Source organism: Pontibacter ruber (genome assembly GCF_023630205.1).
In the GTDB taxonomy this organism is placed as follows: Bacteria; Bacteroidota; Bacteroidia; order Cytophagales; family Hymenobacteraceae; genus Pontibacter; species Pontibacter ruber.
Genome location: NZ_JALPRR010000005.1, coordinates 15,088 through 38,435, shown reverse-complemented (window position 1 = coordinate 38,435; position 23,348 = coordinate 15,088). Strand labels below are relative to the sequence as shown.

Annotated in this window: 20 protein-coding genes; 6 read left to right on the top strand and 14 right to left on the bottom strand. The window is 50.6% G+C overall.

What is annotated here, in order from left to right; genetic code table 11:
- Positions 1-44: 44 nt before the first annotated feature.
- The 4 genes from MJ611_RS19150 to carB form a co-directional block, all read right to left on the bottom strand.
- A complete protein-coding gene (locus MJ611_RS19150; RefSeq protein WP_250432060.1) occupies positions 45-2,480 on the bottom strand; it encodes a YfhO family protein in 2,436 nt (811 codons plus the stop codon).
- A 42-nt stretch (positions 2,481-2,522) separates the two neighbouring features.
- Positions 2,523-2,810 carry a DUF4834 family protein gene (locus MJ611_RS19145; protein ID WP_250432059.1) on the bottom strand — a complete coding sequence of 96 codons (288 nt, stop codon included), beginning with the start codon at positions 2,808-2,810 and terminating at the stop codon, positions 2,523-2,525.
- Positions 2,811-3,675: 865 nt separating this feature from the next.
- Complete coding sequence (locus MJ611_RS19140; protein ID WP_250432058.1) at positions 3,676-4,599, bottom strand: hypothetical protein; 924 nt, start codon at positions 4,597-4,599, stop codon at positions 3,676-3,678.
- A gap of 157 nt (positions 4,600-4,756) precedes the next feature.
- Positions 4,757-7,570, bottom strand: coding sequence for a carbamoyl-phosphate synthase large subunit (carB, locus tag MJ611_RS19135; protein ID WP_250432057.1), 2,814 nt, complete (start codon positions 7,568-7,570; stop codon positions 4,757-4,759).
- A gap of 309 nt (positions 7,571-7,879) precedes the next feature.
- On the opposite strand from carB, the gene MJ611_RS19130 reads away from it, so the two are divergent.
- The 4 genes from MJ611_RS19130 to MJ611_RS19115 all read left to right on the top strand — a co-directional run bounded on the left by MJ611_RS19130 (position 7,880) and on the right by MJ611_RS19115 (position 12,007).
- A complete protein-coding gene (locus MJ611_RS19130) occupies positions 7,880-8,101 on the top strand; it encodes a hypothetical protein (RefSeq protein WP_250432056.1) in 222 nt (73 codons plus the stop codon).
- A gap of 230 nt (positions 8,102-8,331) precedes the next feature.
- Positions 8,332-9,678, top strand: coding sequence for a lysophospholipid acyltransferase family protein (locus MJ611_RS19125; protein WP_250432055.1), 1,347 nt, complete (start codon positions 8,332-8,334; stop codon positions 9,676-9,678).
- A 238-nt stretch (positions 9,679-9,916) separates the two neighbouring features.
- Positions 9,917-10,399 carry a hypothetical protein gene (locus tag MJ611_RS19120; protein WP_250432054.1) on the top strand — a complete coding sequence of 161 codons (483 nt, stop codon included), beginning with the start codon at positions 9,917-9,919 and terminating at the stop codon, positions 10,397-10,399.
- A 93-nt stretch (positions 10,400-10,492) separates the two neighbouring features.
- On the top strand, positions 10,493-12,007 hold the full coding sequence (locus MJ611_RS19115; RefSeq protein WP_250432053.1) for an HTTM domain-containing protein: 1,515 nt from the start codon (positions 10,493-10,495) through the stop codon (positions 12,005-12,007).
- A 27-nt stretch (positions 12,008-12,034) separates the two neighbouring features.
- On the opposite strand, the gene MJ611_RS19110 is transcribed toward MJ611_RS19115, so the two are convergent.
- From MJ611_RS19110 to MJ611_RS19090, 5 genes are all read right to left on the bottom strand, one after another.
- Positions 12,035-12,475: a hypothetical protein gene (locus MJ611_RS19110; RefSeq protein WP_250432052.1), complete on the bottom strand. Its 441-nt coding sequence runs from the start codon at positions 12,473-12,475 to the stop codon at positions 12,035-12,037.
- Positions 12,476-12,560: 85 nt separating this feature from the next.
- Entirely contained in the window at positions 12,561-13,646 is a 1,086-nt protein-coding gene (locus MJ611_RS19105; RefSeq protein ID WP_250432051.1) for a DUF3616 domain-containing protein, read from the bottom strand.
- A gap of 210 nt (positions 13,647-13,856) precedes the next feature.
- Positions 13,857-14,171 carry a hypothetical protein gene (locus tag MJ611_RS19100; protein ID WP_250432050.1) on the bottom strand — a complete coding sequence of 105 codons (315 nt, stop codon included), beginning with the start codon at positions 14,169-14,171 and terminating at the stop codon, positions 13,857-13,859.
- A 198-nt stretch (positions 14,172-14,369) separates the two neighbouring features.
- Positions 14,370-15,656, bottom strand: a complete 1,287-nt coding sequence (locus MJ611_RS19095; protein WP_250432049.1) for a zinc dependent phospholipase C family protein — start codon at positions 15,654-15,656, stop codon at positions 14,370-14,372.
- A 35-nt stretch (positions 15,657-15,691) separates the two neighbouring features.
- On the bottom strand, positions 15,692-16,480 hold the full coding sequence (locus tag MJ611_RS19090) for a phosphatase PAP2 family protein (RefSeq protein WP_250432048.1): 789 nt from the start codon (positions 16,478-16,480) through the stop codon (positions 15,692-15,694).
- A 138-nt stretch (positions 16,481-16,618) separates the two neighbouring features.
- On the opposite strand from MJ611_RS19090, the gene MJ611_RS19085 reads away from it, so the two are divergent.
- On the top strand, positions 16,619-17,179 hold the full coding sequence (locus tag MJ611_RS19085) for a DUF4864 domain-containing protein (RefSeq protein WP_250432047.1): 561 nt from the start codon (positions 16,619-16,621) through the stop codon (positions 17,177-17,179).
- Positions 17,180-17,182: 3 nt separating this feature from the next.
- Here MJ611_RS19085 and MJ611_RS19080 read toward each other — a convergent pair whose 3' ends face one another.
- Positions 17,183-17,662: a GNAT family N-acetyltransferase gene (locus tag MJ611_RS19080; protein WP_250432046.1), complete on the bottom strand. Its 480-nt coding sequence runs from the start codon at positions 17,660-17,662 to the stop codon at positions 17,183-17,185.
- Between the two features lie 167 nt (positions 17,663-17,829).
- Here MJ611_RS19080 and MJ611_RS19075 point away from each other — a divergent pair, with 167 nt between their 5' ends.
- Complete coding sequence (locus MJ611_RS19075) at positions 17,830-18,420, top strand: membrane-associated protein (RefSeq protein WP_250432045.1); 591 nt, start codon at positions 17,830-17,832, stop codon at positions 18,418-18,420.
- Positions 18,421-18,524: 104 nt separating this feature from the next.
- Here the strand turns inward: MJ611_RS19075 and MJ611_RS19070 are convergent, their stop codons facing one another.
- From MJ611_RS19070 to MJ611_RS19055, 4 genes are all read right to left on the bottom strand, one after another.
- Positions 18,525-19,625, bottom strand: a complete 1,101-nt coding sequence (locus MJ611_RS19070) for an efflux RND transporter periplasmic adaptor subunit (RefSeq protein ID WP_250432044.1) — start codon at positions 19,623-19,625, stop codon at positions 18,525-18,527.
- A gap of 61 nt (positions 19,626-19,686) precedes the next feature.
- Positions 19,687-20,937 carry an ABC transporter permease gene (locus MJ611_RS19065; protein ID WP_250432043.1) on the bottom strand — a complete coding sequence of 417 codons (1,251 nt, stop codon included), beginning with the start codon at positions 20,935-20,937 and terminating at the stop codon, positions 19,687-19,689.
- Between the two features lie 181 nt (positions 20,938-21,118).
- Positions 21,119-22,366, bottom strand: a complete 1,248-nt coding sequence (locus MJ611_RS19060) for an ABC transporter permease (RefSeq protein ID WP_250432042.1) — start codon at positions 22,364-22,366, stop codon at positions 21,119-21,121.
- A 148-nt stretch (positions 22,367-22,514) separates the two neighbouring features.
- Positions 22,515-23,243, bottom strand: a complete 729-nt coding sequence (locus tag MJ611_RS19055; protein WP_250432041.1) for an ABC transporter ATP-binding protein — start codon at positions 23,241-23,243, stop codon at positions 22,515-22,517.
- Positions 23,244-23,348: the final 105 nt, after the last annotated feature.

The window sequence follows — 23,348 nt, the reverse complement described above, 5'->3', positions numbered from 1 at the left end:
TGTATAAAAGCAAAGGCCCCAGTTATAGCTGAGGCCTTTTTAGTTTATGCAGTTACCGTTTCTGTTTCGGGCCTCTTCCGGATGCCATAGTAAATGGCCCCACCCAGCACCAGCAGCAGCAGGATAGACGACACCAGCGATACCGTGTTTCCAATCTCATACGACTTCGGCGCGAAGCGGAATTCGATCACATGCTTGCCTGCAGGTACCAGCATGGCACGCAGTATATAATCTGCCCGGATGTGATCGACCGGTTTTCCATCGAGGTACGCCTGCCAGCCATCGGCATAGTATACTTCCGAGAACACCACCAGGCCGGCCCGTGCCGCGTTGGCTTCATACTTCAGGTAGTTTGGCTTGTACTCAGTTAGCTTGATGGTGGAGCCAGCAGCGTTAAACTGCTGCGCCGGCACCTTAAACTTCGACACATCCACCACCGCAGTTTTAGCAGCGTCAAAACCTTTCAGTGCATCTATTTCTTCATCCGGTGAGTTTACCGGCTGCACCTTCTCCACAAACCAGGCATTGCCCAACGCGCCCGGCACCCGCTGCACCGGTTGCTGCTCATTGCCTGTGATCACGTAGCGTGTGTTCAGCATGCGCAGCACCTCCAGGTTGTTCTGCGAGATGTGGCGATCAATGATATCCTGGTAACGACGCAGCTTAGCGCCATGGTACCCGCCCACCGATTTGTGGAAGTAAGAAGTACGCGCATCGTTGAACGGATTGGGCAGGTACATCACGCGGTAGCTCAGGTCCTTGTCCTGTAAGATCAGCTGGTCGGCAGGTGTTGGCTGGAAGTAATTTTCTACCACGCGCTTCTCAAAGTCACCATCGTTCAGGTAGCGCTTGTCCACTGCCCACAGGTCTACCAATATCAGCACACCCACACCAGCAATGGCCATGGTGGCCGATAGTTTGTTTTTCAGGTAGAAGTATAGCAATGCGGCCGCCAGCACAATAAAGGCCAGGGAGCGGAACGCATCGGAGCGCATCATACTTTCACGGTCGGCACGGATGGCATCAACCGGGTATTGCGCCTGTAGCAGCTGCTGATCTACTTCACCTGTAAAGCTAAACGTGCCGGCAAGCAGCCACACCAGCAAGCATAGGCCTGCCGTAATTCCACCCGAAATCAGGAGCTTTCTATCCAGATCTTTTACAACACCTTTGTCCCGGATGAGGCGGTAAAGCGCCAGCATGCCCAAAAGCGGAATCGTGATTTGTGCAATAACCAGAGCCGAAGACACTGCCCTGAACTTGTTGTAGCCCGGGAAGTAGTCGAACATGAAGTAGTTAAAGGCTTCGAAATTCTTGCCCCAGGCCAGCACAATGGAAAGTATGGTGGCTGCCAAAAGCCAGATGCGGGTCGATTTATCGACAATAAACAAGCCCAGCACAAACAAAAAGCACATGATGGCGCCCGCATAGACCGGCCCGCTCGTCATCGGCTGCGGCCCCCAATAGGTTGGCATGCCCTGGCTTACGATCTGCTCGGCCTGTGCTGGCGGCGCGCCCATACTGGTGAAGGCTTTGTAGGTTTCCGAATCGGTACCGAGTGGGGTGTTGCTGGCGCCACCGTAAAAATCAGGGATCAATAGCGTGATAGTTTCGCCCACGCCGTAGCTCCAGTTAAAAGCGTAGTCGCGGTCCAGCCCGCTCGATGTCTTGTCGCCGCTGTTAGGGGCCGTTAACTCAGACTTACCGCGGATACTGTACTTGCTGTACTCGGCAGTAGTATACAACCTGCCGAAGTTTACGCCCACTGCCAGTATGGCGGCCACACCTAGTACCAGGCCACGCTTCAGCAGTTCAGCTATCGTTCCTTTTTTAATGGCATAGATGATCTCTACCACACCAAACACGATCACCATCAGCAGCATGTAGTAGGTCATCTGCAGGTGGTTGAAGTGCAGGTTCAGGGTAAGGCCAAGCGCAAAAAGGCCCGCCCCTATCCAGAGGTTGCGCCGCAGGGCATAAATCAAACCTGCCAGCACCATCGGGATGTAAGCGATCGTCAGAGACTTGGTGTTGTGCCCGGCCTCCAGGATGATGAGGTTATAGGAAGTAAAAGCAAAGGCAATAGCACCCACCACACCCAGCCATGGACTCAGCCCCAGCGTCACCATCAGGATGTAGGCACAGAGTAGCGTGATGAAGATATTGCCTGCCATAGCCGGCATATCGAAGGTCAGGATAGTATGGATTACACCCGAAAAATCGCCTGGATAGCGGGTATTGATGAGGTACGAGGGCATGCCGCTGAACATGGAGTTTGTCCAGAGCGTTTCTTCGCCGGTTGCCTCGCGGTAATCCTGTATCTCTTTAGCGCCGCCCTTAAACTGCAGGATGTCGTGCTGGGGCAGGCCTTTATCTTCGAACAGAACGGGTGCAAAGTATACGGCCGTCAGCGCCAAGAAAATAAGGATCGCGATCAGGTGCGGGAGCACGTCGCGCTTAAAGTTGAGAGAAGCAATCATATCTTTCAAAAACCTCAAAATAGAGCTTGAAAGATAGAACTTTTATTTTACTTCTTCATAATCTACGTACTCGCCGCCGTTAAAGTCCCTGCGCTCCGGCTGCTCCGGTATGTAGTCGATCTTAATGTTGTTGCCCTGCGCTCTGCCGTTGCTGCGTTGCTGCTGATCCTGGTACTGGCGCTGCTGGTTCATGTTGGTGTAAAAGAAGGTGCCGTTGCGCATTTTCTTTTTTAGGAACATGCCCAGCAAAAAACGGAATAGAAAAGGTGCCACCAAACGGATGAAGTAAATAACCAGAATGGTAACAAGTATGAATTTAAGGAATGCCATGTGTTGCTTTTATAGTAAGGCCGAATTTATAAACTCAGCCAAATGAATCGTTTACTTATCTATACAACTCTCTTGCCAACATTTTGTTACCTGTCATTTCGTCGGAGATTGTTGCTGTTGCAAAGATAAGGCTATACTTTATAAAGTGCCCGGAGAAAAGTATAGTTCCGATAGAAAGCAGTTGTGTCTGTTTAAATGATAAGGTTTTTTCTACAGACTGTTAAGATGAGCGACGCTTGAAGGTAAGACTGTTCTTTATAATTGGTTTGTAGCAGTGGTTTATACTTTCAGCCAGCAAGCCTTTGCTTTGCACCTTCTAGTATTCCTTAGTTCTACTTGCCGCTAGTTTTATTTTATACTTTGGTGCGCTCACGGCCGCGGGGCCTCGTCCTCGGGCATCGCGCTGTCTAGCTTTCCTTTGCTACCCTTCGGTCGCAATGCCCTAAAGGGCACCGGAAACCCAGAAGGCGCTCAACCCAAGGACTGGAAATGACACGGCTTCGTAAGCCACTATGTAGCTAGAACCAAGTCCCCCCTGGGGGACTACAGAGGTGTTAAGCAGAGGCTACAAAGTAATAGCATTAGCCAGGTGCACTAATGACGATTTTTTGTTTGAGCGGTCAGCGAGTTCAAAATCGTCTTGATTCTTTTGCTTACTTTTCTCATCAAGGAGAAAAGTAAGGCCCAGCCGGCGAGGCGAAAGCTGATTTAAAGAATGGACGTCGAAGGTTAAAGATGAGCGTTAGCAAAGAACCTTGAAGCTTCTCTCAAGCAAGGAGGGGCCAGGGGTGGTTGGACCCACAAAACAAAAAGGCAGAAGATCATATCTGACCTTCTGCCTTTTAAAAAACTTTTAGAACTCTACTTATCTTCTCCCTCTTCCGCCGCCAAAATTAGCCTGCAGACCGATAGAAGGTATAAACGTCATGCCTGAAAAGCTATAAGCCTTGTTGTTGAGCAATTCATACTTGCCGTAGTTCTGGTAGTACATGGTGATAGCCGGCAGGATGTAGATATACTTAAACCCGAGCTTTGCATTCACAAACAGGCCGTAAGAAGGGAAGCTTTTCTTGGCTGTTACACCCTCTACTTCCACTATTTCGCTGCCATACTCTTTGTAGAGCCTGCCGGGCTCAAAGCCATACTTGATAAAGGTATGGTTGTACACCGCACCAAAAGCAATGCTGCCTTTCTCCTCCTCCGGGCCTAAAGACTTACTAAAGATGATCGGCACCGTTACGTCGCGGCGCTTGGCTGTGAACTGGAGCAATGGCTGCAACTTGTCCAGGAAGAGTTTATCTACAATGCCGGAACTCTGGCCCGCATATTGTATGCCCACGCTGCCGTACCAATCGCCCAGTCCCGGATTTTCAGGGGTGCCTGTCGGGCCGAGGAACTGCAGCTGCGTATCGAATACGTGCACGCCGGAGGCATACTTATACCCTACATCCACACGTTCCATCAAACCATAGCGCAGGTAAAAATCAAACGTTGGACCTACCGGATCGAGCGCGTAAGCCAGCAAACCCCGGGTAGCGGCGTCTATCTCGTCGTCAAAGTAAACAGAGTCTTTCTTGGAGATGGCGTCCACTGCCGCTTTGGTAATATCATCCAGCTGACCAATGGGTTCGGTAGCAATGTTACCGCCAAAGTTGACGCCTGCCTTAAACTGGCCTGGTGCCGTTACCTTGCCCGAGTTAATAACAGCCCGCGGAGCTGTACAGCTTGCCGCCAAACAGATAAGAGCCAACACAAAGCTGCTGCGAAGAAATGTAAAGTATGAGTGCATAGTATACTTGCCTAAATTGAAACCATAAAGCTACGAGAAATAAGAGAAAAGAAAGTATGGAGCGCAACGCAAAGTTCATGCCGCGCTTCAAAGTATACCCTAAAACAAAAACCCTCTCCTTTTGCGGGAGAGGGTTTTAAAGTATGATCTAGCAAAATTACTTACTCAGATACAGGTTGCGCTCCGAGTATACTTTGGTGAAGTAGTCGTCGTACAGGTCGTCGATGAAGTAAATGGCCTCGCCCGTAGACTTCATTTCCGGACCAAGCTCCTTGTTCACTTCCGGGAACTTGCTGTAAGAGAACACCGGCACCTTGATGGCATACCCGTGCTTGTAAGGCTTAAACTCGAAGTCTTTCACCTTCTTCTCGCCCAGCATGATCTTGGTAGCGTAATTGATGTACGGCTCACGGTATGCCTTGGCAATGAACGGGAACGTACGCGACGCACGCGGGTTGGCCTCGATGATGTACACCACCTCGTTCTTGATCGCAAACTGGATGTTGATCACACCCACTGTGTTCAGTGCCACAGCAATCTTTTTGGTGTGCTCCTCGATCTGGCGCATCACGTTTTCGCTCAAGTCAAACGGAGGCAGTACGGCATACGAGTCGCCGGAGTGGATACCCGCCGGCTCGATGTGCTCCATCACCCCGCAGATGTACACGTCCTCGCCGTCGCAGATCGCGTCGGCCTCAGCCTCGATCGCGTGATCCAGGAAGTGGTCGAGCAGTACCTTGTTGCCCGGATGATCTTTCAGCAGGTCGATTACGTGCGCTTCCAGTTCCTTCTCGTTGATCACGATCTTCATGTTCTGCCCACCCAGTACGTAGCTTGGGCGCACCAGCAGCGGAAACTTCAGCTCTTTGCACAACTCCAGCGCTTCTTCCGCCGTCTCGATCACTGCAAACGGAGGGTACGGGATGTTCAGGTCGCGCAGCAAGGCTGAGAAAGAGCCACGGTCTTCGGCCAGGTCAAGCGCTTTGTAGCTTGTTCCCAGCACTTTTATACCAAAGCGGTCCAGCTTCTCGGCAAGCTTCAAGGCTGTCTGTCCGCCCAGCTGCACGATTACACCTTCCGGTTTTTCGTGCAGGATGATGTCGTAGATGTGCTCCCAGAACACCGGCTCGAAGTATAGCTTATCGGCAATATCGAAGTCCGTAGAAACGGTTTCCGGGTTGCAGTTGATCATGATGGTTTCGTAGCCGCACTCTTTGGCAGCCAGTACGCCGTGCACGCAGCTGTAGTCGAACTCGATGCCCTGGCCAATGCGGTTCGGACCAGAACCCAGTACCACGATCTTCTTTCTGTCGGAAACGATGCTTTCGTTCTCGCCATCAAACGTGCTGTAGTAGTAAGGTGTTTTAGCTTCGAACTCTGCCGCGCAGGTATCTACCATCTTGTATACGCGTGTGATACCCAGCTCCATGCGCACTGCGTGCACTTCGCTTTCCTTGCAGCGCAGCAGGTGCGCAATTTGGCGGTCGGCGTAGCCTTTTACTTTGGCTTCGCGCAGCAGTTCGCTCGGGATGGTATCCAGGCGGTATTTCTCTATTTCTTTTTCCAGCATGTCCAGCTCCTCGATCTGAGCCAGGAACCAAGGGTCTATTTTGGTCAGCTTCTGGATAGTGCTGGTAGGGATGCCGATGCGCATAGCGTCTTTCACACAGAACAGGCGGTTCCAGCTTGGGTTCTGCAGGTTATAGATCAACTGGTCGTAGCTGGTCATTTCCTTGCCATCAGCGCCAAGGCCGTTGCGCTTGATCTCGAGGCTCTGGCAGGCCTTCTGCAGTGCTTCCTGGAAGGTACGGCCGATGCCCATTACCTCACCCACCGATTTCATCTGCAGGCCAAGCTTGCGGTCGGCACCCGGGAATTTATCGAAGTTCCAGCGCGGAATCTTCACGATCACGTAGTCCAGTGCCGGCTCAAAGTAGGCGGAGGTAGTTTTGGTGATGGCGTTTTTCAGCTCATCCAGGTTATAGCCAATGGCCAGCTTCGAAGCAATTTTGGCAATCGGGTAACCGGTTGCTTTTGATGCCAAGGCCGACGAGCGGGAAACACGCGGGTTAATTTCAATGGCAATGATGGTATCGTCTGCCGGGTTCACGGAAAACTGCACGTTACAGCCACCGGCAAACTGACCAATGCCGTTCATCATTTTAATGGCTAGGTCGCGCATTTTCTGGTATACCGTATCAGGCAGCGTCATAGCAGGGGCAACCGTAATAGAGTCGCCGGTATGGATGCCCATCGGGTCGAAGTTTTCGATCGAGCAAATGATGATCACGTTGCCCAGGTTATCGCGGAGCAGTTCCAGCTCGTATTCTTTCCAACCCAATATACTTTGCTCAACCAGTACTTCGTGTGTCGGCGAAGCATGCAGGCCGCGCGTAAGGGCTGCGTCGAATTCGGCAGGGGTATTAACAAAACCGCCCCCCGTACCACCAAGAGTAAACGAAGGGCGAATTACCAACGGAAAACCAATTTCCTGGGCTATTTCCTTGCCCTCAAGGAAGGAGGTTGCCGTTTTTCCCTTACATACGTTCACCCCGAGCTCGAGCATTTTCAGGCGGAACATCTCGCGGTCTTCGGTGGTCTCAATGGCTTTGATATCAACGCCAATGATGCGAACGCCATACTTTTTCCAGATGCCGGCTTTATCGCATTCGATCGCCAGGTTCAGCGCGGTCTGGCCGCCCATGGTTGGTAGCACCGCGTCGATCTTGTGCTTCTCCAGAATCTCAACAATAGATTTTTTCTCGAGTGGTTTCAGGTACACGTTATCTGCTGTAACCGGGTCTGTCATAATAGTGGCCGGGTTGGAGTTGATAAGCGTAACTTCAATACCCTCTTCGCGGAGTGAGCGTGCGGCCTGGGAGCCGGAGTAGTCAAATTCGCAGGCCTGCCCGATAACAATAGGACCAGAGCCGATAATCAGAACGGATTTAATGGAGGTATCTTTAGGCATGGAGTGGTATGTATAAATTGCCCAAAGTTAAGGCAAAAAGTTAAGGGAGGCAAAGGAAAAGTGCTGGCTGCGTCATTTCTTTCTCGAATAAGGGATCTGAACAACTGTTTTACCACATTTTATTTACACCTTCTTACTGCTTCGGCAGGGTTTTATACTTGCTATACTATAAAAAGAGGCACCTGCAGGAAATGCAAAAGAAGCATACTTTAAGACTTATACTTTGTGCATTTCACTTCGAGGAACAGTTAACCTTCCGGCTGCTTTTCGTAAACCCTAGTATAAAGTATAAAACAAACTTAACTAAGTATGGAAACACCAAGAGAAGACGATTTCATCACAAATGCAGACGAAAGCAGGCGCCTGCCCGACGATAACCCCGAACCACTGGAAGGCGTGAAAAAAGAAGAACAGGACATTCTGGATAAGGAAGCGGAAGGCAAAGAGCAGGGAGGCAACGTAGCTGCCAAAGACGAAAAGGATACCCGCGAGCTGGACGGCAGCAACGCCAATAACCTGCGCACCAAATAGGCTTAAATAGTAAGTACAAAAGCTAAGCCCGGGCTGCATTATAATAGTAGTGCAGCCCGGGCTTTTACCTTACCTGGTTAGCTACGGGTATACTTTCGTTGCCAAAGTATAAATATGCTGGTCTGTGCCCGCACAGCTATGTAGCGTAATTACTATATTGCTGTGTAATCGTGAGGCCTGTTTGAAATAGATTTATACTTTCTCCTGCGGCCTCTGCCACATCTAAAGCTATGCTATACTTTATTTTGCGCGTGCTCTTTACAACCGGCCTGCGGGTGTTTTTCCGTCAGCTGAAAGTCAGCAACCGTTCGGCTATTCCGGGGCAGGGCCCTTTACTGGTTGCCTCCAATCACCCCAACACGTTCATGGACCCGATCGTGATCGCCTCGTTGCTGCGGCAGCAATGTTATTTTATTGCCAAGAGCACGGTGTTCAACTCGCCTTTCAAAAAGTGGCTGTTGCGCCAAATGAACCTCATTCCCATACACCGGCGCGAAGATCTGCCCGATCAGCCTTTCAGCAACGAAGAAGCTTTTATGGCCAGCTTCAAGGCTCTGGAAGAAGGCAAGACGCTGATGATCTTTCCGGAAGGAAACAGCTTTAACGAGCGCCGCCTGCGCAAGATCAAAACCGGAACTGCCCGCATTGCACTGGGAGCCGAAGCGCAGCACAACTACAGCTTAGGAGTAAAAATATTGCCCGTGGGGCTTAACTACTCCGCCCCTACCCGCTTCCGGAGCGATGTGCTGGTAAACATCGGGGAACCGATCAGGGTGGCTGATTTTGCAGCGGCGTACCAGCAGGACGCGCAGGCTGCTGCAGACCACCTGACCGATAGACTCCGTGAGCAGCTCGAATCATTGATCGTAAATACGCCCACAGAGGAAGAGGACCAGTTGCTGCGCCACATTGAAACAGTGTACAAAGACCGCCTGGTGGCCGAAGTACCTGCAGGCGCCCCCGAACACGAGCAGGAGTTCCAGCTTAGCAAAGCCATCATCAAAAGTATAAACTACTTTAACCGGGAGCAGCCGCAGCGGGTAGCAGCATTCAGGCAGAAGATACACAACTACGTGCTGCAACTAAAGCGGCTTCGGTTACAGGATGCTGTGCTCGGCAAAAGGCACGGCCAGCTGCTGAGCCAGAGTATAATTGCCAGCATTTACCTGCTGCTGGGCTTCCCGTTGTACCTGTATGGCGTGGTGCAAAATTATATCCCGTACATCATCCCTTCTAAAATAGCCGACTACCTGACCGAGGAAGAAGAGTGGCGGGCACCTGTGATGATGACTGTCGGGATCTTTGTGTTTCCGTTGTTTTACCTGCTGCTCGGCCTCCTGTTCTGGCAACTGCTGCCGGAGCCATACTACCTCGTATTGTACCTGCTGAGTTTGCCGCTGAGTGGTTTCTTTGCACTGCATTACTGGAATACGTTCCGGCACACGCACGGCCACTGGACCTTGCTCAGCCTCTTTTTTAAGCGCAGTTCGCTTGTAAATCAGCTACGGCAGCAACGCCGGGAAATACTTCAGGAACTTGAACAGGGCAAGCAGGAATACCTGTCGAAAAACAGCTAGTTCACGCAAGCTATAGCTTTTACAAGTATACTAAAGGCCTTTTCCTGATGGTTTTACATCTTGTTTTATACTTCGTGCAGCAGCGTAGAAATACGTATTTAGATCTACCAATAAAGCCCAACTATATACCAAAGAGCAATTAATCCGTACAAATTATCTATCTAAATTTAGAGTATGCCGTAAAAGGTGTAGCTAAGCAAACAATTTGTTTTACTGTTTAATTTAATCTTTGACACCTATGAAAAAAACTTATGTAACCTTACTTGCCTCAGCTTTTGTAGCTGCCACGGCTCTGTCGAGCTGTGCGTCACAGGAAAGTACTACCGGCACCGAGAGCGAAACAGAAGGAACTACAACGGGTAGCACTACCTACGGCACCACTTCTGGTACTACATCCGGAACTACTTCCGGCACAACCAGCGGCACTACATCGGGTACCACTACTGGCACTACATCAGGCACAACCAGTGGTACTACTACAGGTATGACAACCGGTACTACTACTGGTACGACCAGTGGCACTACATCCGGAACAACTTCCGGCATGACAACAGGTACCACTACCGGCACAACCAGCGGTACAACTTCTGGAACTACTACCGGTACTACTACTGGTACTACCAGCGGTACAACGTCAGGTACAACTTCTGGTACTACTACATCTGGTTCTACAACCGGTACAACTTCAGGAACTACCAGTGGTACTACTACATCAAAATAAGCGAACGAGACTTATCTGATACATCATGACAAAAAGGCAAGCACCGTATGGTTTTTGCCTTTTTGCTTTTACTGAACCCTTAACCTGTAGCAGATGACAAAGCTGGAGCAATACCTCAGAAAAGTATTTACTGTTGATTTGCGGGCATTGGCAGTGATGCGCATCTGGGTAGCAGGCATTGTGCTTACCGATCTGGCCATCCGGGCAACTGACATGGAGGCACATTACTCTAACATGGGCGTGTTGCCGCTGCATGTGCTGCACCAGTACGTCTGGAACCCGTACTACATCTCTTTTCATACCCTCAGCGGCCTTTGGCAGGTGCAGGCTGTACTCTTTGCCATAGCAGGCCTGTTTGCTGTTTTCCTGCTGATCGGTTATAAAACCCGCACCGCCACCATTGTTACCTGGCTGCTGCTGCTTTCCATCCAGAACCGCAATACCCTCATCTCGCAGGGCGGCGACGATCTGCTGCGCATGCTCCTGTTCTGGGCTATCTTTCTGCCCTGGGGCCGTTTTTATTCTTATGATGCTCTGAAAGCTCCTAAAGAAGGCTTGCAGGATACCAGTTATTTCAGTACTGCAACGGTGGCCTACATCCTCCAGATCTTTCTGGTATACTTCTGCACCGCCTTGCTTAAGCACTCCCCGGAGTGGGCTGTCGAAGGTACAGCCATCTATTATGCGCTCAGCCTTGATCAGATCGTGATGCCGCTGGGCCGTTTGCTGTATCCTTACCCCGAACTGCTGCAGTTTCTGACGCTGGCAACTTTCTACACCGAACTGCTGCTGCCGTTCCTGCTGCTGATCCCGTTTTACAACAGCTTCTTCCGGCTTGTGGTGATCGGTGTGCTGCTATTGTTTCACATCGGCATCAGCCTTACGCTTTTTGTGGGTTTGTTCTACCTGATCAATATCGCTTCGGTGGCAGGCCTTATCCCTCCCAAAGCCATGGACTGGATCGAGCATCGGTTCCTGGCGTCTTTCCGGCGGCCTTACACCGGGCAGTTCAAACAGGTTTTTCAGCGGTTCAGGAGCCCAGCCAGCTTTAACGTGCAATTCCGGTTACACCAACCTATCATACCTGTTTCCAGGAGAAAATACCTGCGCGAAGCTTTTGTGACCAGCATACTGCTGTATTGTATCTGGTGGAACTTTACCGGAGCCAACTTTTTAGTGCCTGCCATGCCAGATAACAGCCGTTGGGTAGGGCATTTGCTGCGCGTAGACCAGCATTGGGGAATGTTTGCTCCTGTTGTATTTAAAGACGATGGCTGGTACATACTGGAAGGGCAAACTGCCGACGGACTGGCCATAGACCTGAACCAGCAGGGCAAAGCAGCGGATTATACCAAGCCGGCATCGGTGGTATCGCTGTTTAAAAACGACAGGTGGCGCAAGTATTCGGAGAATTACCTATTTATACACAACTCGTACATGCGCCCTTATTACTGCAACTACCTGGTACGCCGCTGGAACGAGGCACATCCACAGCAACCCATAAGGGAACTACAGGTAGTATACATGAAGGAGCCTTCGCTGCCCGACTATAAACTTGCCGTACCTACCCGGGAGGTGTTGTGCACCTGCGCCAACCTTCCTGACTAGAGGCTTCAGCACAGGCGCCAACCATACTTACTTTTTATTTGAAGCCAGCGCACTGCCAACCGCAGCAGCCACCAGCCCGCCCAACAGGTACAACCCGAAGGCCATGGCTTTTGTCTGCGGGGTTCGTCCGCTTGGCTCTGTGCCTAACCCCAGTGGACCTGATAACAGGATAGCACCTGCTCCGGCACCAGCACCCAGCAAGCCGCCGCGCAGCCATGCCTGTTTGCCTGTTCCGGCCAGGCTATAGTATAAAGCGTTCGAAACAATGTCTCCTACCAGTGCCCAGGTGTGTAACTCATCCCGGGCAGGTGGCTCTTTACCTGCCCCTTGCATGGTTTGAGCTATTGCCCGCATGCCCAGCACATCCATCCGCGGCGCGTCAGGCACTAACCGGCGGACTGTTTCATGTACCAGGGTGAGCACGCAAGCGCCAGCTAAGCCGCTTGCCAATGCATTTACTGCTTTCATAGTTCTCTAAATTTAGGCTTGTTGTAGCAATTCAATTACCAGTTATAGTTATACTTTCAGGATAAGGTTACAGCAATGCTCCGGCTCAGAGCACTTTGATTCGGTCTGCTGTTATGCTGTGCTCGCCTACTTTACGGGCATCCCGGGGGCTGTCGAATACCACCAGCACAGTGCTCTCATCATAAATTGCCAACCCCTCGGCTTTGTCTAACCCCGATTCGGCGCCATGGCCATGAGGCACTTCGCACAGGCGCTCCAGCTCATCACCCCGCACCATTACCTCTTCTTTGTGCCCGACGGCATTGCGCCAACGGTAAATAGCGATCACGCCATCCAGGTCCATGGTAGGCCCTGCCAGTATGTACATATCGTTGCCGGCAATGCGCAGCTCCCGTATTCCTTTTCCCTTCAGGTGCAGGAAGTGCTTTTTGTACGGATGTTTGTCGGTGAGCTGCTTTAGCTTGAGTGTACCTTCCTCCTCCTCTTCAACCTCTACCTCCAGCACAATGGCCCAGCCCCGCAGCACGGGTCCGCGCAGCCCCATAAAGATGTGCTTGCCACTGATCGCCAGCCCTTCTATATCCAGTCCGTTGTCTTTGCCCGGGATGTTCATAAAGTCAGCGATGTGCTCGTCCTTTTCGAGTGCCTCTGTTAGCAGGTTGCTGTTTTTACCACCCTTCAGCTGAGCTGCGCGCAACGTATGTTTCGGATTTTGCGGATCCGGGCACTCTTTGAAGAGGTTGTAATGACCTGTCCTTTCGTCCAAAATGATCGGGATACGGGCAAGCAAATAGCGGTTGGGGTCGGCCGTTACCTTGGCAAGCCGCTTTATCTGTTTTGGAAAAGGATCGTCTTTCCGGGGCTTTTTGCGCTTGAGGCTATGCGACCCCAGAATCCAGAGGTAGTTATCTTCCATTCCCATCCCTTCGATATCTATCTCGCTGTGGCTTTTGTCAGGCAGGTCCAGGTACTCGTTCAGGTGAAACGATTTGTGCTGGCCAAAGGTACCGTCACCATCCAGCGTCAGCCGCTCGATGCTGGTGCGCTCATCGCAACTCAGCCACAGATCGTTGCCGGTGCGCAGTATGGTGGACAGGCCGTCGCGTACGTGTTTCCCTTCTGAGTTCAGGCTTTGTGCCGGGTCAAAATTCAATACAACATTCTTTTCCATCGTGTCTTTTCTTACTGCCCCGGAACCAACGTGGCCCGGCATACAAATTTAAAATCTACTGTCTGCAGGTGAATGTATACGTACAGAAGTGAAGTAGCAAGCAATTAAAAGAGGGCTCCGTAAAAAACTCGCCCTGCTGCAGTGCAAAGTATACTCCATAAAAAAGCCGGACCTCACAGCCCGGCTTTTTAACGTATGGTTCAGGTAAGCTTAGCGCTTGTTCGTGTTGCGGTTTGTCTTACCTACTTTTGTCTTATTTTTATTCATAGAGTTCATGGTTAACCAACCGGCACCCAGCGCAAGCAGGCTACCGCCTACCACTTTCTGAGTAGTGCTCAGGTTGTTTACCTTGTTCATTGTTGTATTTCCGAATTGCTGCAGCTTGCCTGTAATGTTGCCAAGTCCACCTTTTCCGGAAGTACCAGATTGGCTGCTCATGCCAGAAGTAGAAGTATTGCTTTGCGTGCTGCTCTGCGTTGTTTGATTAGCTTTCGATTGCGGAGTTTTATTTTGTGCGTTTTCCATAATAGTTAAAAAGTTTAATAAATACGATAATCTAAGTATTGGCCCTCACATTTGTATTCTTCAAAGCATTGCCAATACTGCAGACTTATTGTATCGGATTAAAACCGTAATGGTTACATAAGCTTTTGCATTTCCATAAACTCACAATCATATATAACCAAAATCATATAAGGTATTTGCTGGTCATTGTACCCCTGATTACTGCGGGAGCTTGGCTTTTGCCGTTTTCAGCTTTTCGAGCGCTTTACGTGTTTCCTCCCATTCTTTTCTGTCTTCATCGTGCCGGGCTGAGGCTTTCTTTGGCTTTGTATGGTGGTAAAACTGCAAAATATCCTGCTGAAGTGCCGGTGTCAGGTGCTCGAAGTCTGTTTTCTCCAGCTTAGCCAGCAGTTCGGCATAGGCCTCGTCGGTTGGCTTGTAGGTCCCCGCTGCTGTAGGCTTACCCGTATCCAGCTGCGTGTTCTGTAACTGCAGATCACCTTTACCCAGCTTGCGTAACGTTGCACCGTATGCTTCCACCGTCTTGTTAAAGCTTTCCATAAACAGCTTCTCTGCCTCAGGGGTTGGGGGCTTTAGTGCCAGTGGCCGCAACGGACCTACCTTAGGCAGCATCCGGATAATCCAAGATAGAAAACGGGTAAACAAACCTGGCTTGTCATAGTCGTCTCCCCAGTTCTGGTGAAAGCTGGCCCTGCTCATGCGGTACTGAAACTTGCGACGGGTGATGCCAGGGGTTGCCTGCTGTATCTCTCCTTTTTTGGCTTGCCAGGCTGCTTTTGTTAGGGTCGGAATAAATCCCCGGATCGTGTAACGGTACGTGGCAATAGCCGTCGGAAGGCTTACAAACACATCACCCAGTTCCAGGCCATAGGTCTTCTGAAAGGCACGCTCCAGTACCTCTTTGGATACCTCGAAGCCAATGAATGCCTGGTAGTCTTCCGGCGCAAAGTTTCCCCGCGCCACTTGCAGCACATCAAACCCAAACTCTGTCTTGATATGAGCGATCGGGTCATCGGCATAGGTTACTACGTTGCCATGCGCTGCCCGCACCTTAGGGTATACCAAAGGTACGGCGCGGTTGGTGCCAATGGGGTGGCCGTAAATATCGGCGTGGTAATGTGCCAGTGCTCCCAGCGCAAAGGCATACTCGTTGATGTTTTCAGACGAAGATATCAGGTTGCTGACAAAATCGCCGCTGCGCACGTAGTGCAGCAAGTCGGTAAAGAAGGTGCTGCCCATCGGGAAGTAGCCCATGTCCTGCATAATGGAGCCGCCATAGGCATGTGCGTGTGCTTTTTTCAGCTCCGCCTCGGTGGCATTGGGGAAACGCTTGAGCAACAGAGGGCGCAGGGACGCATCCCAGGTTGCGTCGATGATGGCCTGATGGGTGAGTACGCTGTATGCCTGCGCAGGCGGCGTTTGCAACAGCATCAGGAAAAAGGCAAGGGTAAGGCAGAAAAAGCTGCGGTAGTGTTTCGTATTCATTTACCTGCTTGTACGTGCAACAGATAGAAAAAGTGCTATACTTTATTTGCGGCCATCTTTCTGGCCCGGAAGGTGATCAGCTCCATCAGGCTGATGCCCAGCAGCACCCACATAGCACCCAGCAAGAAGCCCGCCAGCACATCTGTGAGGTAGTGTACACCCAGGTAAATTCTGCTGAAACCGATGATAAGTATAAGCATGGCCGAGGTGCCAAGTATGACTACGCGTTTAGAGTAGCTCGTGTAATGCCTGCACAAGAAGTAGGCAACCATACCATAAAGCGAAATAGCTGTAGTGGCATGCCCGCTGGGGAAGGAATGGTTATGCTCGGCATAAAAGGCAATCTCAGAAGGGCGATCGCGGCTGATGTACTTTTTGCCATACTGCACCGACAGGCCCACGCCCGCCATCACCAGCCAGAACACCAGTATGCCTACGTAGCGCCGCCTGTACAGCATGATGGCCGTAAGTATACCGCCCACGATATAAGTAGCCTCCCTTCCGCCAAACAAGGTAAAAAAGTAAAATACCTGGCTTAGCTGATCGGTGCGCATGCTGTACAGGAACAGCGAAAAACCATCGTCAAACGTCATCATTCCTTCCGACTCGATCACATCCTCTGTAAGCTCAGAGAGCAGCGATGCATTGAACCAGAAGATAAGTACCAGTAGGGTAAGTGGCAAGCCGGTAAACAGCCGGGGGTTAAGACGGTTGAGCGTGTGCCGCACCAGGCGCGGGGTACGCTGGTATTGCCGCTGCACCAGCGGGTGCTGCTCCAGCCACCAGTACAACCGTTGCACAGTATCCAGCAATAAGTTTTTCATAGGAGAAGTTATGCTGTACTATACGCAGGCTCCTGTGTTTGTTTACTCACCGGTTCCATTGACAATCATAAATATAGCATTTACATATTAACCCCGGCAGTTGGCAACATTCCCTATCTAAATAAAGTACATAAACACATGAGAGGGTATGAGCGGTTATATGATAAGCTCCTGCTCATGGTAGGGGTGGTGTTGCTAGTACTGCTGTGGGTGCAATTTCCGGCACAGCCAACACAGGACATGCAGGTAAAGGCAGTGTATGCTACTTCGGAAACCGGAGCGGAGGCACTCTCAAAATCAAGCTTCTTACGACCTTCCAAAGCACTTTCACCAAGACAGGTAATCAGGATACAGTTACGGGCCCTGCAGCAGAACGACCACAGCGACAGTGGCGTGATCACGGTGTTCAACTTCTCGTCTCCAACTAACCGTGTGACTTTAGGCCCCATCAACCATTTCCGGCTGCTGGTACGCGACCCTGCCTATAGTCCTATGCTTAACTTTAAATCGTACAAAACAGGAAAGCTCATCATCACCGAGAACAGTGCTTACCAGCTTGTGGTGGTTAAGGGGCAGGACGATACCGAAAGTGCCTATCTTTTTATACTTGGCCGACAGCAGAAAGGTCCCTACAAAGGCTGCTGGATGACAGAAGGCGTTGCCCGCATGGATGCCCAACGGGAAAGCAGCCTCATCTGATACTTATAGCGCCAGCTCCATTTTGATATCGGCACGCTCGTAAATGCTTGGCGGCATTGGCACTTCTACAAAACCGAGGCTACGATACAGATTCAGCGCTGTCTCCAGCTTCCGGTTTGATACCAGGTATACGTTGGAAGCTCCTGCTTCTTTTGCTTTCCGGATGGCAGCTTCTCCAAGCTTCTTCCCGATCTTCAGGCCCTGCGCTTTTGGTGTAACAGCCATTTTTGCCAGCTCGTACATGCCACCGCCTTCGTTGATCAGGGCACAGGCACCCACAATTTCTCCTTCATAGGCTGCCATTAAGATATAACCGCCTTTGCTGATGATGTACCCTTGCGGATCTCCAAGTGATTTATGATCCGCCTCTTCCATTACAAAGTAGCGGGTTATCCATTCTTCGTTCAGCTCACGGAATCGGGTTGCATGCTGTGGCTCAAAATCCAGTATCTGCACAGAGGCAGAAATATCAGGTAAATTCATTTCTAAGGTATAAGCAGGTGCAAAATTACAGCACAACAGCCGTAGCGCAAAACGAAAACTACACGGTACCGGCTGCCGGAAACAGGATAGTGTACCCGGCTCTCATAGCGCAATCTTTTTAAGCGTAACCCAAGTATACCGTTTATCTTGCAACACCCCACACAAGTATGGATGCTACTGTTCCGCTCTGGCTCAAGCTTGCTTATACTTTGTTTCTCCTCATACTTGTGCCCATCTACTGGGTAAAGTATAAACCGGCTAACTTTCTTTGGTTTTCTGATATTGCGCTTTTCTCGATTGGCATTGTGCTATGGACGGAGAACCGCCTGCTGCTGAGCATGATGGCTGTTGGGGTGCTGGGGCTGGAGTTGGTCTGGAACGTAGATTACTTTGTGCGCCTGTTCTCGGGGGTAAAACTGCTGGGGCTTACCGATTACATGTTCCAGCAGGACAAAAGCCTGTTTCTACGGGGCTTGTCGCTCTTTCATGTTGTGCTGCCGGCTATAGTTATCTGGCTGCTGACGGAATGGGGCTATGATACCCGCGCCATCTATTACCAGACAGCGCTGGCCTGGGTGGTGCTCCTGATAACCTACTTCTTCACCGATCCCAAAGAAAACATCAATTGGATTTTCGGTTGGGGCAACGAGCCGCAGAAGGCGATCTCTCCTGTTTTATACTTCCTGATTATACTATTGGTGTACCCTTTGCTTGTTTTCATACCCTCCCATTTTATCCTGCAGTGGATCTTTAACTAGGTTATACTTTGGAGATCAACGGTTATTAGGCTGATAACAACAGCATGCGTACAAAATAAAAAAGCGTGCAGTGCCCGCTTTTTTACCTTCACCTTAAACAAACATCAAATATTTTTTACCATCGCGTTGGCGTCCGGCACTTTTACCTTTTCAGATGTCTTAAGCCCCGACACCACCTCTATGTTGATACCGTCTGACAGCCCGGTTTTCACGGCACGCTTTTCGAATACCTGAGGCGCTTTCTCTACTTCCACGTAGGGTTCGTCCTTCTCGAACTTGAGCATGCTCTCCTTTATGGCCAGCACCTTTTCGCGCTTGTCCAGCACAATGTCGGCATTGGCGCTGTAGCCTGCCCGTATAAAATCTTTCTCATCCAGCAGCACCTTGGCCCGTATCGGGAATTTGATGGAGCCCTCTTCCAGCACACCTTTCGGCGCAATGTACTCCAGTTTGGCATTGAACACGCGGCCTTCGATGGCCCCGATGGTCAGCAGCAGGTCCATGTTCTCTTTCAGCTTGCCTACTTCCGATTCGTCGATCTTACCCTCAAACACCAAGCTGCGCATATCGGCTACGGTAGCAATGGTCGTACCCTCGTTGAAGTTGTTTCGCTCGATGATGGATGTACCCACTTTTACCGGCACATCCAGCAGCATGCCATCAATGGTGGAGTATACCAGGTTGGATGCCTGGCCGCTGCGCCGGGAGGCACCTTCGCGCACTAGCTGCAGGTTGTTTTCTGCCGATTGTAAGGCCTCGCGCTTCAGGTTGTAGTCTGCTTTATACTTGCGGTACTCCTGCTCCGGCACAACTTTCTGCTCGTACAGCTGCTCGTAGCGCTGCAGTTCGCGCCTGGCTTCGTCGAAGTTGATGCGGGCTGTTTCGAGGGTATTCTGGGCATTGTTCACGTTCACGATGTTCGGCACGATCTTTACTTTGGCGAGCACCTGTCCTTTTTTCACGATCTGGCCGGCCTCCACATACAGCTCCTCTACCGTGCCCGACACCTGCGATTTTACCTGTACTTCCTTGCGCGGCACAATGGAGCCGGTGGCTACTGTCTTTTTCACGATATCGGTTGTAAAGGGCGCTTCTGTCTTGTAGACGATCGGGTCTGTGTTCGATTTCTTGTAGAAGTAGTATCCCAGCCAGGCCGAGAGCGCCAGAAAGATCAGGATGAACAGTCCGATGAAAACTTTTTTCATAGTGGATTTATCAATTAACAATTAACAGTAATCAGTAAAATATTCAACATCCGAAGTATACTTACTCTTCCTGCAGGGCAACTACCGGGTTTACCCGTGCTGCCTTGGTGGCAGGTATAAGTCCGGCCAGGGCGCCTGCCACTACCAGCAGCACCGTAGCCGTGACGGCAATGCCCAGGTTCACTTCCGGAGCCCCGAAGAAACCCGCCTGCACCTCATACTTGATCATGAGGCTTTCGATCAGGGCCACAAGGCCGGTGCCTGCCAGCAACCCCACGTAACCGGCAAAACCTGTAATGACAATGGACTCCTGGATGATCAGGCTGACAATGGAAAAGGGAGTTGCCCCCAGGGCCTTGCGTACACCGATCTCTTTTGTCCGCTCCTTCACCACGATGAGCATGATGTTGCCAACCCCGATTATACCGGCGATAATGGTGCCTATACTTACAAGCCAGCTGAAGCCTGCTATGCCGGCAAACATACCCTGCACGTCCTGGTACTCCTGCTCCACGTTCGCCGAGCCAAAGGCCTTCAGGTCGGCAGGGGCTACGTTGTGGCGCTTCATGAGCAGCTGTTTTACTTTCTCTTCCACCACCGCAGCCGGTATACCTGGCTTCGGCGTCATGGCAAAGAAGCCTACCTCGTTGGGCTTGTTAAAGGCTTGTTGCAGGGTTGTGGTCGGGATGTAAATGGTTTGTGCATCCTCCACCACATCTTCGTCTTTGCCAAGCGGTTTAAAAGTACCTACTACCTGAAAGTAAATGCCCTTGATGCTGATGTACTTGCCAATCGGGTCCTTTTCGTTTTCAAAGAGCAATTCCAATGTGCGGGGCCCTACGATCGCCACTTTACGGCGCTCGTCCATATCTTTCTGGTTAATAAACCGGCCGGTTAGTACATTGGTAGGTTTCACCTGCAGCACTTCCGGACTCTCGCCCCGCACGGTAAAAGAAGAGCTTTTTGTGCCGTACACCACAGCAAAATCACCGTCTACCTGGTTGCTGGGTGCTAAAACTGCCACCTCCGGCACACTGGCCCGTATGGCTGCCATGTCATCATTTGTCATCTTAATAAATCGCCCTGCTTTCAAGCCCATGTAGGGAACGCTGGTGCGCTGTGTCCAGACAAAGACGGCATTCTTGGCGATGTTAAACTCTGCCATGATACCGTTCTCCAAACCTTTACCCGCACCCAACAGCAGCACCAGCATGAAGATGCCCCAGAACACACCAAAGGCCGTCAACGCGGTGCGAAGCCTGTGCTTCTTCACCGTGTTATAGATCTCAGTCCATTTGTCTATGTCGATCATGCTTCTTTAATTTTGAATGGGTGAATGAGCGAATGTTTTTATTGTTGAATGGCTGCATTGTTAAATTGTTAATTGTCCGAATCAGGTTCTACAGGATTAGATAATTAACTGATCTGTTTTATACTTCTTTACTTCTTTACCTCTCTACTTTTCTACCTGATTCACTCATTCACAATTATACTTAATCCGCTCGCAGCGCTTCAATAGGTTTGATCCGGGCAGCCTTCAAAGCCGGCATCAGTCCCGCCAAGGCACCTGATATGACCAGCACCATGGTAGCCGACAGCGCAACACCGGGGTCTACCTCCGGGTTAGCAAAGAAGGGCGCTTCTGCACCCGATGACTCCATCATGTACTCCAGTCCGGCAAGTATACCCGTACCAGCCAGTAAGCCCAAGTAACCCGAAAAGGCCGTGATTACGATCGATTCCTGAAGTATAAGGCTGACGATGGAGAAGGGAGTAGCTCCTAGTGCTTTGCGCACGCCAATTTCGCGCGTACGCTCTTTCACGATGATGAGCATGATGTTACTCACTCCCACAATGCCCGCAATCAGGGTTCCGATACCCACAATCCAGACAAACATCCGGATGCCGTTAAAGAGGCCCATCACTTTAAGGTATTCTGTTTCGGTATTTTCTATGCCCAAGGCCATTTTGTCTTCGGTAGAGAACTTGTGCCGCTGGGCCAGCAGGTTGCGCAGGCGGTCTTCCATGTCTTTGGCACTGACACCGGGCTCGGCCGCCATCGCCATCATCTGCACCTGGTTAGGCTGGTTAAAGGCGGTCTGCAGCGTCGAAAAAGGAATATAAGCGCGTTCCTCACGGCGGCTGCCGTTATTGCCACTTACTTTAAAAGTACCTACCACTTTAAAATAGATGCCCCGGATGTTTACATACTTGCCCACCGGATCGGCATTCTCGCCAAACAGTACGTTGCTTGCCTGCTGCCCAATGATTACGACCTTTCGTTTTTCACGCTCATCGAACTCATTCAGCAGGCGACCGCGAAAAGCGCGCTCCCCGTTCAGCACCAGAAAATCCGGCTCGGCACCAAACACCTGAAATGAGCCATTTTGCTTCCCGTAGTTGATCGTGTATTCGCCCATTACGCGGTTACGCGGTGCCAGAACATCCAACTCACTTACTTCGCGGTCTATCGCACTCAGGTCTTCGTTCGTAAATTTGATCTCGCGGCCCGGTTGCATGCCCTGGTGCGCCAGCGCTGTTTTGCCGGTAAAAACATACAGGCTGTTCTTGGCACCTGCCCCGAAACGGTTGTACACGCCATTCTCCAGGCCTTTACCCGCACCCAGCAGCAGCACCAGCATGAAGATGCCCCAGAACACGCCAAAGGCGGTCAGGAACGTACGCAGCTTGTTTTTCTGCATCGTGCCCAGTATCTCCTGCCATTTGTCTAGATCGAACATGCTTGTTTCAATTTTGAATGAGTGAATGAGCGATTGAGTGAATGATTTTATTGTTGATTGCTGATTGTTAATTGTCTGAATCAGGATTTACAGGATCTGTTTTATACTTCTTTACTTTTCTACCTCTCTAATTTTCGACCTGATTCACTCATTCACTCACTCGCTCATTCAAAATTCTATTCTCTGCAACAGTCGCTTCCAACAGGCCGTGCTCATCGTTCACGATCAGGCCGTCTTTTAGTCGGATGACGCGGTGTGTTTGCTCGGCGATGTCGTTCTCGTGCGTCACAATCACAACGGTCATACCCTTGCGGTTCACTTCTTTGAAGATATCCATCACCTCGTAGGAGGTTTGTGTATCAAGGGCACCTGTGGGTTCGTCGGCAAGTATAAGTTTGGGCTGTGAGATAAGCGCCCGGGCAATAGCTACGCGCTGCTTCTGCCCACCCGACATCTCGTTAGGCGAATGTTCTGCCCAGTCTTTCAGGCCTACCATATCGAGGTATTCCAGGGCGAGTTTGTTGCGCTGCTTGCGGCCTACCTTTTGGTAGTAGAGCGGCAGGGCCACGTTTTCCATGGCGTTCTTAAAAGAGAGCAGGTTAAACGACTGGAAAACGAAGCCCAGGAACTTGTTGCGGTAATAGGCAGCCTTGGTTGCTGACAGGTTCTTGATGGGGGTGCCAGCTAACGTATACTCACCTGCATCGTAGTCATCGAGAATGCCCAGTATATTGAGTAAAGTAGATTTGCCTGAGCCGGAAGACCCCATAATAGAGACTAATTCACCTTCCCGCACATGCATGTCGATGCCTTTGAGTACATGCAGTTTGTTTTGCCCTACCGCATAGTACTTATGTATGTTGTGTAACTTGATCATAGGCGGAAGACTACTGATACTTAAGATTTTACGCTAGTTTGTAATACAAGGTACCGAATCGTTCAGAATGATTTAAGTATCTTATACTTACACAATCATTTCATC